This window comes from Sutcliffiella horikoshii, from assembly GCF_021991925.1.
Taxonomy (GTDB): domain Bacteria; phylum Bacillota; class Bacilli; order Bacillales; family Bacillaceae_I; genus Sutcliffiella_A; species Sutcliffiella_A horikoshii_F.
This window is the reverse complement of record NZ_RXZI01000004.1, coordinates 125859-137334: the sequence shown is the minus strand read 5'-3', so window position 1 is coordinate 137334 and position 11476 is coordinate 125859. Positions and strand designations below refer to the sequence as shown.

General features: G+C 40.2%; 15 protein-coding genes and 1 riboswitch. Of the genes, 4 read left to right on the top strand and 11 right to left on the bottom strand.

Annotated elements, in window-relative coordinates; genetic code table 11:
* Positions 1-24: 24 nt before the first annotated feature.
* The 5 genes from EKQ44_RS12910 to EKQ44_RS12890 form a co-directional block, all read right to left on the bottom strand.
* On the bottom strand, positions 25-570 hold the full coding sequence (locus EKQ44_RS12910) for a CBO0543 family protein (RefSeq protein WP_237663969.1): 546 nt from the start codon (positions 568-570) through the stop codon (positions 25-27).
* A 72-nt stretch (positions 571-642) separates the two neighbouring features.
* Positions 643-1038 (bottom strand): hypothetical protein, encoded by a 396-nt coding sequence (locus EKQ44_RS12905; protein WP_237663968.1) that lies wholly within the window; start codon positions 1036-1038, stop codon positions 643-645.
* Between the two features lie 71 nt (positions 1039-1109).
* A complete protein-coding gene (locus EKQ44_RS12900) occupies positions 1110-1511 on the bottom strand; it encodes a hypothetical protein (RefSeq protein WP_237663967.1) in 402 nt (133 codons plus the stop codon).
* Positions 1512-1712: 201 nt separating this feature from the next.
* On the bottom strand, positions 1713-3242 hold the full coding sequence (locus tag EKQ44_RS12895; RefSeq protein WP_237663966.1) for an NCS2 family permease: 1530 nt from the start codon (positions 3240-3242) through the stop codon (positions 1713-1715).
* A gap of 19 nt (positions 3243-3261) precedes the next feature.
* Positions 3262-3855, bottom strand: a complete 594-nt coding sequence (locus EKQ44_RS12890; RefSeq protein ID WP_237663965.1) for a xanthine phosphoribosyltransferase — start codon at positions 3853-3855, stop codon at positions 3262-3264.
* 118 nt (positions 3856-3973) lie between these two features.
* Positions 3974-4075: riboswitch (purine riboswitch) on the bottom strand.
* A 307-nt stretch (positions 4076-4382) separates the two neighbouring features.
* Here EKQ44_RS12890 and EKQ44_RS12885 point away from each other — a divergent pair.
* Positions 4383-5372, top strand: coding sequence for a hypothetical protein (locus tag EKQ44_RS12885; protein ID WP_237663964.1), 990 nt, complete (start codon positions 4383-4385; stop codon positions 5370-5372).
* A 128-nt stretch (positions 5373-5500) separates the two neighbouring features.
* On the opposite strand, the gene EKQ44_RS12880 is transcribed toward EKQ44_RS12885, so the two are convergent.
* From EKQ44_RS12880 to EKQ44_RS12855, 6 genes are all read right to left on the bottom strand, one after another.
* Positions 5501-5695, bottom strand: a complete 195-nt coding sequence (locus EKQ44_RS12880) for a hypothetical protein (protein WP_237663963.1) — start codon at positions 5693-5695, stop codon at positions 5501-5503.
* A 709-nt stretch (positions 5696-6404) separates the two neighbouring features.
* The gene (locus EKQ44_RS12875) at positions 6405-7073 is read right to left on the bottom strand and encodes a hypothetical protein (RefSeq protein WP_237663962.1); all 669 of its coding nucleotides are present in this window, start codon (positions 7071-7073) and stop codon (positions 6405-6407) included.
* Positions 7074-7320: 247 nt separating this feature from the next.
* Entirely contained in the window at positions 7321-7734 is a 414-nt protein-coding gene (locus tag EKQ44_RS12870) for a hypothetical protein (protein ID WP_237663961.1), read from the bottom strand.
* Between the two features lie 300 nt (positions 7735-8034).
* Positions 8035-8388, bottom strand: a complete 354-nt coding sequence (locus EKQ44_RS12865) for a hypothetical protein (RefSeq protein ID WP_237663960.1) — start codon at positions 8386-8388, stop codon at positions 8035-8037.
* Between the two features lie 75 nt (positions 8389-8463).
* Positions 8464-8991: a CBO0543 family protein gene (locus tag EKQ44_RS12860; protein ID WP_237663959.1), complete on the bottom strand. Its 528-nt coding sequence runs from the start codon at positions 8989-8991 to the stop codon at positions 8464-8466.
* Positions 8988-9470, bottom strand: coding sequence for a hypothetical protein (locus EKQ44_RS12855; RefSeq protein ID WP_237663958.1), 483 nt, complete (start codon positions 9468-9470; stop codon positions 8988-8990). The genes EKQ44_RS12860 and EKQ44_RS12855 overlap by 4 nt, the downstream gene beginning before the upstream one ends.
* A 211-nt stretch (positions 9471-9681) precedes the next feature.
* On the opposite strand from EKQ44_RS12855, the gene uptA reads away from it, so the two are divergent.
* The 3 genes from uptA (at position 9682) to EKQ44_RS12840 (ending at position 11442) form a co-directional block, all read left to right on the top strand.
* On the top strand, positions 9682-10269 hold the full coding sequence (gene uptA, locus EKQ44_RS12850) for an undecaprenyl phosphate transporter UptA (RefSeq protein ID WP_237663957.1): 588 nt from the start codon (positions 9682-9684) through the stop codon (positions 10267-10269).
* A gap of 13 nt (positions 10270-10282) precedes the next feature.
* Positions 10283-11062: an undecaprenyl-diphosphate phosphatase gene (locus EKQ44_RS12845; protein ID WP_237663956.1), complete on the top strand. Its 780-nt coding sequence runs from the start codon at positions 10283-10285 to the stop codon at positions 11060-11062.
* Positions 11063-11181: 119 nt separating this feature from the next.
* Entirely contained in the window at positions 11182-11442 is a 261-nt protein-coding gene (locus tag EKQ44_RS12840; RefSeq protein WP_237663955.1) for a hypothetical protein, read from the top strand.
* Positions 11443-11476: the final 34 nt, after the last annotated feature.

Sequence of the window (11476 nt, the reverse complement as noted above, 5' to 3'; positions counted from 1 at the left end):
ATGCCTAGTTTGGGCATCCTTTATTTAGTTAATAGGTTTACAAATCTTTTCTGTGAAGAATTTCAGTATGTAAGAAATTATGATATATAGTGGGATTGAGATCAATATGTTCCAATGAAAAGGGGTATATAGCCCGAGTTTCTCGGCTACAGGTTCTGCAATCAAAGAGGCGCCGATTGCAAGCACTATATTGGCCCAGAAGAACTTCTTTCCTTTAGGGAAATATTGGTATATAAGCATGAATGTAACGGGAATCAAGCAGTAATCAAACACATAGGATTTTGGCAAGTAGGGGCTAAGATTGTATGTATATCCCCATAGACCGAATTCATAACCCAATCCATCAAGGTTAGAGGCAACAATAATCCAAAGCAGCCCGAAAATGGATATTCTCGGAAGTTCTCCCGGCTTTTTAAGCTTCCAGAACAAGGCCCATAAGAGGATGAAAATACCAATCATTAACCACCATCGCCAAGAAAAAACAACATGTTCTAGCCAAAAGTTAACATGCGATTGGACAGATGACTGATTTTTATCATAAATTTCAATGTATTGTTGCATAATGGACATGATATCTTCCTGCTCTCATTATTAAAGGTATCAGTAGTTTTTCTTGTTTTTGGATAAATGATACATTATGGTTTAGGAGCCTGGTATGAATATAAAAGGTGGGGGTGGAATGGTTTGTAGTTCTCGCTTGATGGCTTCTGTAGCACTGGAAGCCTCTATCCCTGTACCAAAAGTTTGGATCCAGAGCCCCTGTGTGGCAACAATCTGGGCTTTTAATTCCATTTGGGGATCATCTGAAAGCACCTCAGCAGTCGTCCCAATAGCCCCTACAATGTCTCCGATCGTCTGTACCCATACCCCCGTAAGAATACCTTTCTCAACATCGGATAATGAATCATTCGTTAAATTATACAACTTACTCAGGTTTATAGCCTCCAAGACTTGACCTATTACTTGAAACCATACAGCAAAAGCTATATTTTCTTGAAGGCGTTGCTCCAATTCTTTTGTTTCCTTATCCTTTTCCATTCCAATCATTCCTGTCGTTAAAAGAGTAAGAAAACCCTCATAAAGTTTCTTTATAAGGGTCCTTGATTAATTTATTGAAAATTACCTTGGAAGCCGGTGAACCCTGGTGTGCCGCCGAATCCCTGTCCGCCGCCAAAGCCTGGTGCACCGCCGAATCCTGATCCTCCATATCCAATACCAGGATAGCCGCCGAATCCCGGTCCACCGCCAAAACCTGGTCTACCACCGAAACCTGGCCCTCCATATCCAATACCAGGATATCCACCGAAACCTGGTCCACCACCAAAACCGCCGCCGTATCCAAAGTTATTGAAAATGGCACTGCCTAACAGCCCCCCAGCAAGTCCTCCTAATAGTGGAAATCCAAAGCCACCAAAGCCAAGACCTCCATATCCTGGCCTACCTCCATATCCTGGTCCGATGGAACGGTGTCCAAGGTGAGATACTCCGGTCATATGATTTTGTAAATACATTCCTTCTCCTCCTATCTCTGCCTACTTTGTATTGTATGTGCATTCGTCCAAAACTCGTGGGCTAGTGCCTTGTTAGCAGGAATATTTTGAAATACTTTTGCATGGAAGAGGAAATTATTATGTGATAGAAAGGGGGAAGAACATATACGAAAGACTCAAAAAAAAAGCCGAGAGCAAAACTCTCGACTTGAACCATTCATCTTATGAAGCAACCTGCCGTTTCACAGCAACCTTCTGTTTCGTCTGTTTGACGGCAGTTGATGCTTGCTGGTACGAACAATAAACCAAGAATACAGCAACAAGCACATAGCCTATAGCAAAGTCAGGGGCTGCATTTACGGCAAGCTTTGGTGCATGCATAAATCCGACGAAGGATAGGAGTGCGCCAATTAATGCGAAGTAAGATGCCCTGCGGTAGTCCTGGTCGATAATATAAACAGTGATAGCACCAAGAACAATGGCGGTAAACATGGCACCTTGACCAAGAGGGACAATCCCCTCAGAGATGCCAGCGACCACTTCGCCTGCGCTATTGTTAAAGCGTGTCATTACGTAGTTTGCAAAGTATGGTAGCATCGCAATCGCAACCGCCGGGAAGTACTTTTTGTCATTGGACTGGAATGCAGTTGCTACCATGGAGATCCCGACAAATACCAAAATTGGCGCTACGGCAGCAAGAGGAATGATGGCAGCAAGTGCTGCTATCACGCCTGTCATGGCCGCAATGCCAAAAACGATGGCGTTTAAGATGCTATATCCTCTGCCGGCACCCATCCATTTGGAGCCGACTGTCGCAATATAAACAGTAGTAGGGAAGAGGCCGCCAAAAACGGCACCAAGCATCGTTCCGACCCCATCCACTGCTTGGCATTCACGTACGTCATAGGAATCACCTGCTGCAGACATGGCATCCACATTGTTCATTGTTTCAATCGCATTATAAAGTGTGATCGGTAAAATGATTGCCAGCAGTCCGATAAGTGCCCCAAATAGATAGGTCATCCCTTCAAAAGCAGCTAAAGTAGGTAAAATTGGGTAGAAACCGATGTTGGCAAGTCCATCAGATATCTGCGATGGAGATTGATAGCCCAATGCGAAAGCAAGAACAGTACCAATGATGACTGCAAATAAGGAAGCTGGGATTTTGAAAGGCATGGACATTTTTCCGACAACCCCAACAATGATAATAACAAGTGCAACTAGGCCAACAACAGGGATGGAGAAAGTATTGAATAACATCTCCCCAGCAATAAATGTAAGAGCTACCCCTGCAAGTGCCCCGAGCATGGCTGCACGAGGAAGATGGTTTCGAACCCAGTTTCCTGTGAAGCTGACCAAGGTTTCTATTAATCCACTCAAAAATGCAGCAGCAACTGCGATCTTCCATGCAAGCTCTGGGTCACCAGTCAATGCGTTGGCAGGTGCCAATACCCCAAACAAGAAAACGAACATAACAGGAGTGCTAATTCCATATGAGAGGGCAGTAACATCTGTCCGTCCTTCTTTCTGTGCCAATCGCTTCGCCATGAATGCATAGTAAAGGTTACCGACCATTACGGCTACCGCCGCACCAGGGATCACTTTTCCGAATACAATGGATGCCGGAAAACCCATGCCAAGCATGGTGACAGCAATGATGACAAAGTTTGCTAAATTATTTTGAAAGAGTGCAAAGAATGCATCTGTATCTTCTTTTTTATACCATGGATATTGTACAGTTGTTGCTTTCATAAGATGACCTCCATTTTTCTTAGTTTGTAACAGTAGTAGCTTCTTCCACAAAAGTTATATTTTCGCTTTGAAGAGATTGGATTCTTGCAAGCGACTCCACACGATACCCTTTATCTTCTAATAGTTGCCTCCCTGGCTGGAAGGATTTTTCAATGACAATCCCAATACCGGCCACGGTTGCCCCGGCTTGCTTCACTACATCAATCAAACCTTGTGCAGCTTGGCCATTTGCCAAGAAATCATCAATGATCAGTACTCTATCATTTTCCTCTAAAAATTCCTTTGCCACTGTAATATCACTTGTTTCTTGTTTAGTAAAAGAAAACACTTCACTTGTATACACATTGTCCTTCAATGTTAGAGATTTTTTCTTTCTTGCAAAAATAAGTGGAACACCTAAAGTGTGGGCTGCAAAGAAGCTTGGGGCAATACCGGATGATTCAATCGTCACCACTTTATTGATGTTTGCGTCTGCAAAGCGATCTGCAAACTCTTTGCCTATTTCGATCATCAATCCAGTATCCACCTGGTGATTTAAAAATGTATTAACTTTTAAAACTCCATTTGGTAAGACGGTCCCTTTATCAAGAATGGTTTGTTGTAATAGTTTCATAAAAATGTCCTCCTTCTAAAATAAAAAATCCCGAAAGTCGAAATGGCACGAATACTACAAGTGACCATCTCTAACTTCCGGGAATGCGAAAACTTACTCAGGCCAAGCCTAAGAAAGAGAAAATTAAAGTATCACCCGTAGTCAAGCCATTTACGGTAGCTTGGTAGAGACTTGTAGGCCATATTCCTACTATTATACGAGTTGTTATATAGAGTTGTTTGGATTATGAAGTGATTATATAGGAAAAAGGGAGATTTGAAAAGGGGGTTATATCAAAAACACGAATAAAAATATTATGATGTAGCGTGAAGTTCGGAAATTGTATATTTTTAAGTAGGGAAAACCATATAATAGAGTGGCTCCTTGCGCTAGGAAAGTGTTCAACTGAAATGTTGAATTAAAAGGGTTAATGCTACTTTACTTTCCCAATAGCTTCCTTAGATTATTTGTCTTAATATTAAAGGTGGGTCTATGGAACTATAATTTTTATTTTCTAAGCAGTAGAAAAGGAATGGGGGGTAACTACATTGAAAAGGTTATTTATCATCATCTCAATATCCAGTCTACTAGTACTTGGAGGATATTCTATCTATGAATATACAAGTTACACCTTGAAATATACAGAAAGAGAAATCACAAGATTCATCCACGAACATCTGGGTCCCAAACAGAAGGAACCATTGTTATTAGAAGCATTTCAAATAGAGGATTCAAACAAAGTGGTAGCAACATTTGAATATAATCAAAGTAAATTGGGAGTGGCCATTTTTATAAAAGGTGTTTATGGCAAGCTAAAACTTGAAAAGTTTCTACTTGACCGCTCCTACTATTCGGAGGTGTTGAATACAAGAGATGGAATTCAAGTTCTTTTCGTAGGGGAAAACCTGCAAATGTCCGTAAAGACGATTGAAACAGACATTGTCAACCAAGGTGAAAGAGTGAAACTGGCAATTCCGCCACAAAAATATTTCACTCACATAACTAAAATGGAGAATGCCATAAAAATTAATAAAGAACCAATTTACGTTTACCTTAATTTAAAGGGGGCAATTGCGGGCGCTGCGAGAGAACTGGGGGGGATGGAGTTGATGTTTGTAGACGAAAACAATCAATCATTCCTGATATATTCTGAAAAGAATGCAGTGTTAAAAACGGTACTTGGCGGTTTTCAACAGAATGAGGAAGGGTTTATCGTTACAGGAGTAGAAGAACCAAACTACTATACAATGAATGAAGAAAAGAGCTTTTGTTACGAAGAGAAGAGGGTAGAAGTTCATCATATAGAGCAAACATATCTTCATGGCCTGGTACCACAAGGGGATGAGGTTCAAAAAGTAGTGCTTGAAGTGAAAAGGAAAGATGAAGTGATCTATCAGTTTTCGAGCGATGTGGTTGCTAATCAGTTCCTCATTTATATTTCTCGCCCAGAAGTTCTGGAGTCCGATAAAAATATTGTGAAGAAATTCCACTTTTATGATAAGGACGGAAATTACATACGAACAGAGATGAAGAGCTAGCTTAATGCTGGCTTTTTCTCATATGTAAATTTGGAAACTAGAAAGGAAGTAAATACCTCAGGGTAAGTGTACGGAGAAGGTTTCTTATTAGCAATAAGACCGCTCGAGATTCATTAACTAGAAGCGGTCTAGCCTTTAACAGGTTCATCAGTTGTGGAGATATGTTTATACACGGATATATTCTGGAGAATGCTGACAACCATTAAAATGAACATTGTCCAAAAATAACCGATGTCATGAATGACAAATGCTATGACAGATGCAACAAGCATAAGAAAGCTAGCCATTATACTAATGACGAAAATAATTTTACTCAAACTCAATGCTACATCTCCTCCTTAATTATAGAAGTATAACATAATAAGTGCGTTCGGTATCTATATACCCATGATTAGGGTATGATATGTGTGTAATTATACTACAATTATGGTTTTCTCTTCATTACAGTTATGTAAAATCTTCGTAAAACGAAGGATCTACTAGTAAGACGGTAAGAATGGATAAAAGGTTCCATCGAAGTATAAATATAGATCCAAAAAAATGAAAGATAATTTTGCATTATCTTTCATGGCAGTGTGTAGACAGAGAAAAATACAAAGCTGTTTATTAAGTTGATCGTTGTGGAAGGCGCGCAGACTCCCGCGGGAGTTAGGGACAGGGAAGACCCCGCAGGGCATAGCCCAGGCCACTGAAAAAGATCATAATTTTAGTAATCTGTTCCATACCGCTGTTGATTTCCGCACTAGGCTTCGCTTTCCGCGGGGCGACCTTGAGCCTCCTCGGGCTACGCCCTGCGGGGTCTCAAGAATGTCGCTATCCCCCCGCAGGAGTCTTCGCCTATTTCTGCAATCAACAGCTAGAAAACGTAATAAAGATAAGTTTTCGGGTTTTTCAGTGGCCTCGGCATAGCCCGAGGAGGCTTCCGGACCGCCTCACGGATAAGCGAAGCGCCTGGAACGAAGATCAACGTGTATATGCTAATCTAAAGTTTATTAGGTTTGTCAACAGTCTGAATGAAAAGGTGATTTTTCATTATCTTTCATTAATCTTTATTAACTTATGAACATCTTTTAATACTTCTTCTTTAATTTCATGCCGGATCCATCCTACTTGTGGGGCGAAAACGGAACTTCCTTTACGGAGTGTAGTGCCATCCTGATCCTTTTCTTCGAAATCAATAATGATACAATCCTGGAACGTCTTTGCGGGTGTTTTTATTTCAGCATTTATTGATCTGATATGATAAGTGATGTCCAAGTCGAAATCCTCTATTGTTTCGGTCCATTCTTTACTTTCTTCCAATGGATAGGCAATGATTTTCGTTTTTGGGAATTTCTTAATATCATCTGCATCCCATTCTGTCGGGAAGTCCTCCGATAAAACGATATATCCATAGATTCCATCTTTTTTCTCTTCATAAAAATTGATTGTTTCCGAAGTATCTGTTGGAGTCTCTTCGGAACCTAGATCCACAACCGTTTTTACTTCAACGATTTTGCTGTCTGGGACCTTGCTATAAAGCACCCTGTATTCTGTGTGCTCTTTTTCTTCAATGTAACGTTGAAAAGTATAATCCCCTGTAGATGGCAGCAAAGGTGGTGGTTCTTCAGCTTTACCCGGAACATTTTCAATGGCAGAACCGCACCCAATGGTTGCGGCTGAAAGAATACCAATAAAAAGAATAATGAGTACGTTCTTCAAATAAAACCCCTCCTGGAAAGGTTCAAGTTGATGATAGTGTACCCACTATTCCTTTTTTTAGTTGGCTCTTTTCTCAAAGATTGTTGCTATTTAAAGTAAAAAGTCGGCAATTGGAATTATTACTGCTTACTTACTCTAGACATGCATGTAGCATATTCAGTATTGCAGGGAAAAGAGCACGATAGTATTGAATATATAGGTCGGTTTAAAAATACGTAAAAGAAACAAAGCTTACGAAAATAGCCTTTTAGTTATTCATTTCCAGCATCTTGAGAAACCCTGTGCTATCTTCACTGAAATAGTAGAACATTGGTTGTTCTTTTTCATTGAAGATAAGCAAATACGGTTTTTCTCCTTCAGGAAAAATAAAGATTACTTGCTTGACGGATTGCTTTAACACATCCGTGTCGATGTTTTCTGTTGGTTCAAAAGGCACCTTGACCATAAAGCCCGTTTTTGGTGTGGGGTTCAGCTTCGGATAGAGGGCGTTTATACTTTTTACAAGCTTAAGGGCCTCCGATCTGTTTTTTTCGTCCAACGGAATGGACTTTGTCACCTTACTCTGTGTTACATCAAATACTTCTATTTGAAGGGGTTGTGCCGATACAGGGATGGCCAGTATTCCCCAGGTAAGCAGTAGAAAAAAGAAGATTTTTCTCATTTTCATCACCTCTTTGTTAGTATGGAGCAAAAGAAGTGAAATCATGAGGATTCAGTCTTCATGGCCAAGGAATCGATAACCGATATATAAAACAAATAAGCATCCCAATGTAATCAGAATCAGATCATAACCGACGCAAGAAGTTTGAAGACATAATTTCCCCATTTTTGCCCTCCAATAAATAATTTAATGATATGTGAAAAAAAACACTTTATGCCTAATAGTAAGCGTTTACATATATGAAAATTAGTAAAGCCGAACTGGGGACTTCTGTCTTTATACCCTCGTCTCGGCTTTGCCTTATTCCGCTCTTTCTTTCTCGTCTTGAATCTTTTCCTTCAATAACGATACAGCCTCTTCCTTGTCATAGGTGAATAAAATCATGTCGTCGGTAAGATACCCTGTATATTCAAACACTATATAAGCAGGAGTTTGTTCAATATTATATTTGGGGTAATTCTCGGTTGCCTCATCCAATCCGACCACCACTTCACTGTCTTTCAAGATGGTATCAATATCCTCCACTTCAGAAAGAGATGCATCTTCTTTCTTATCGACAACTTCAATGTACGAAAAGCGATCTGGAATGTGCGTTGGCATACCACAGGCTGTTAGAAAAAGGAGGAATAGGGATAGAAGAATGAGTTTCTTCATATATCAGCACCTCCAAATAGTATTATTCGACATATTTTTAAGAAATCCTTTTCTGATAATTTAAATTTTATAGGTCTAGCTTCTTTTCTCCTGAAGGTGCTTTCTGACTTTGTTAAAAAAGAGTGTATTTAAAGTCATTATACATGCATAAAACATGCACGAGTATAAGAGTGTCCACTCATTATATTGAAAAAGGTTGAAAAGGAGCGAGATCCATTCCAGGGATGTCAGAATGAGAGCCCAGCCAATTATATATCCGATTGTCGAAGGTCTGAATTTTGCATAAAAATGCATAGCAATTACAATGGTCGCTGGATAGGGAATGGTTTGTAAAAGAACATCGAAAATCTCTGCATGGGCGTAGTCCATCGTATCGTAAAAATCTAATGGGTGTTCGGCTAACAATGCTTCCAAGGTGGTGGTTAAAAAGAGATTGAATAGATACACACTGGCCAGTTCCGTGTTGGTTAGTGTTCGGTAGTGTGTATGTAAATACCAAAGGACTCCAATTACCAATAAGGAAATTAGAATAGTGAATACTTCGTTTTCATCAAAATTTTTTGGGGATATGGGAGTGAAGATAGATTTAATTTGACTATTCATGTGATGACCTTTTCTTTTATCAAAAGTATACGAATGTTTTTCATAATAAAATGCGTTAGTAGAAATATGAAGGTAGCTGCTGCTATATCAATGAGTGGGAACCACTTTTCATTTTGTGTTTCTAATATTTCCGATAAAAATAAAGCTTTCTCACTTGCAATTACAAACAGGATCCATCCAATACCACTTGCTACATAAATGCTGAAACGGGTGCTCTTTAACATATACAATACAATGATCAATAGGACGGGGAGGGTAATACCAAAATGTAATTTTACTGTGAGTTTCGCCCATCCGCTATCAGCAATGCTAATCCGGTCATATGGGGAAAATAGTTTATAGAATGTATTTTGACAGATGTAGGATGTAAATAGAAACAAGAAAGTCAGTTCGAGGACCTCGAATTTACTTTTTATAAAACGGAGTGAAAGCAGTAGAAAGATGGACAATATTATCGTTGCTGTTAATGCAATATACATAGGAAACTCCCCCACCATTGAATAGCCTTTCGCCACTAGTATAACTAAGGTGTTTCTATTCCATTCATGAACATTCCCTGATTGACGTTAACCAAAGTGGGAGAAAGCACACATCCCGGATGAAAAATAACTACATACTTTTTTTAGTGCTTTTCATGGACTTGCCTTCATACATTGTTAGGGACAACTCTCTTACAAATGAGGCGAGGATATGGAGCACTTTTTTTTATCGATGTTTGAATTTTTCCAGGCGATGGGAGTCTGGGGAATTGCGTTAGGGTTGATGGTGGAAGTTATTCCGAGCGAAATTGTATTGGGGTATGGGGGCTATTTGATTTCAATCGGCAAGATTGGTTTTACAGGAGCACTTGTTGCCGGCGTGGCAGGAGGTACCCTTGCGCAACTATTTTTGTATTGGGCCGGGAGCATTGGAGGAAGGCCTTTTCTTGAAAAGTATGGAAAGTACATATTAATTCAGCCGAAGCACTTGGATATTTCGGAAAAGTGGTTTGAGAACTATGGACCGATTGTGGTCTTCACAGCCCGGTTCATTCCGGTGGTACGGCATGCCATATCGATACCGGCAGGCATTGCAAAGATGAAGTTCTTGCCCTTTCTTCTTTACACGGTGGCTGCGGTAATACCTTGGACGATCCTGTTTCTCTATATAGGTTTCCAATTGGGAGAAAACTGGCGTGATATCAAACACGCTGCACAGCCACTCATTATCCCTTTGATGATTTTAATCATTTTAGGGGCCATCACTTATTTTGTTTTTGATAGGAAACGTTCGATATAGGAGGAGGAAGAGCATGTCCAAAATTGAGGCGTTCATTTTAGGTATTATTCAAGGACTTACGGAATTTCTTCCAATTTCAAGTACGGGGCATTTGTATTTGGGACGGAATTTATTTGGCCTGCAGGAAGCGGGACTGCTGCTTGATACGATGCTACATTTTGGGACATTGATTGCCGTTCTATATTTTTACCGTGAGGAATTTATTAAGATCATCCGTAACCCATTTCACAAGCTGTCCTTTTTACTGGTGATCGGGACCATTCCAGCTGTCATAATAGGGCTTGCTTTTAAAGATTATTTTGAGGATATTTCTAAAACAGGCGTTACAATCGGTTGGGAGTTTTTGATAACGGGAGCCTTTCTGTGGTTTGCGGATTCCATCAAGAAAGGTGCAAAAAAAATGGAGGATATAACGTGGAAGGATGCCTTGTTCATTGGTTCCTTCCAAGCTGCAGCCATTTTCCCTGCTATATCGCGCTCAGGGCTGACCATTGTAGCAGGCCTCTTCCGAAAGTTGGATAGGGAAACGGCAGCTTATTTTTCTTTTCTGCTATCCACACCAGCAATTGCAGGAGCGGTGTTTCTCCAGACTGTCGAGGTCGCACAGGTGGGTAGGGAGGATATATCACTGACTTCATTGATGATTGGAATTCTTGCTTCCTGCTTCTTTGGGTACATTGCGGTAAAATGGATGATCAATTACTTGAAAAAGCATTCCCTGCGCACATTTGCTGTCTATGTGTGGATATTGGGTGTTGTGGTGTTGAGTCTGCAATATCTGGGATTATTTTAATGGTTCTGGTGAAACAGCCCTTTGCTTAAATCACCAATTCCATAACTCATTTATAGTTGGATTTTCATTTTCACAAAACATTCTGTTATTATGGAAGGAGGACAAAGGGGGAGTATTCTGTGTTCAAAGATATAAAAACAAGAAAGAAACCTATTGTTTTCCTTCAACTGCTGCTTGTTATAGGTGGGCTCATTCTGGGGGGGATGGGAGCGTACCTTGATAGCCCTACACATTTGGGGTGGATGTTTTGGTTATTTGCAGGTGCTTTTCTTATTAGGGGAATGGAACGGCTACTGTTGGAGAAACAAAGCTATATGGGCTATATGCTTATGGGGGCTTTCTATCTCGCCTTTTCTTTTTTTGTATATCCTATCTGGTAAAGAGGGCCGTGGACTGCATTGGTCCACGGCGGGA

Coding starts and splice junctions, on each gene's coding strand:
- EKQ44_RS12910 (WP_237663969.1), bottom strand. CDS start 570: ATGTCCATTATGCAACAATACATTGAAATTTATGATAAAAATCAGTCA.
- EKQ44_RS12905 (WP_237663968.1), bottom strand. CDS start 1,038: ATGGAAAAGGATAAGGAAACAAAAGAATTGGAGCAACGCCTTCAAGAA.
- EKQ44_RS12900 (WP_237663967.1), bottom strand. CDS start 1,511: ATGTATTTACAAAATCATATGACCGGAGTATCTCACCTTGGACACCGT.
- EKQ44_RS12895 (WP_237663966.1), bottom strand. CDS start 3,242: ATGAAAGCAACAACTGTACAATATCCATGGTATAAAAAAGAAGATACA.
- EKQ44_RS12890 (WP_237663965.1), bottom strand. CDS start 3,855: ATGAAACTATTACAACAAACCATTCTTGATAAAGGGACCGTCTTACCA.
- EKQ44_RS12870 (WP_237663961.1), bottom strand. CDS start 7,734: ATGAGAAAAATCTTCTTTTTTCTACTGCTTACCTGGGGAATACTGGCC.
- EKQ44_RS12865 (WP_237663960.1), bottom strand. CDS start 8,388: ATGAAGAAACTCATTCTTCTATCCCTATTCCTCCTTTTTCTAACAGCC.
- EKQ44_RS12860 (WP_237663959.1), bottom strand. CDS start 8,991: ATGAATAGTCAAATTAAATCTATCTTCACTCCCATATCCCCAAAAAAT.
- EKQ44_RS12855 (WP_237663958.1), bottom strand. CDS start 9,470: ATGTATATTGCATTAACAGCAACGATAATATTGTCCATCTTTCTACTG.
- uptA (WP_237663957.1), top strand. CDS start 9,682: ATGGAGCACTTTTTTTTATCGATGTTTGAATTTTTCCAGGCGATGGGA.
- EKQ44_RS12845 (WP_237663956.1), top strand. CDS start 10,283: ATGTCCAAAATTGAGGCGTTCATTTTAGGTATTATTCAAGGACTTACG.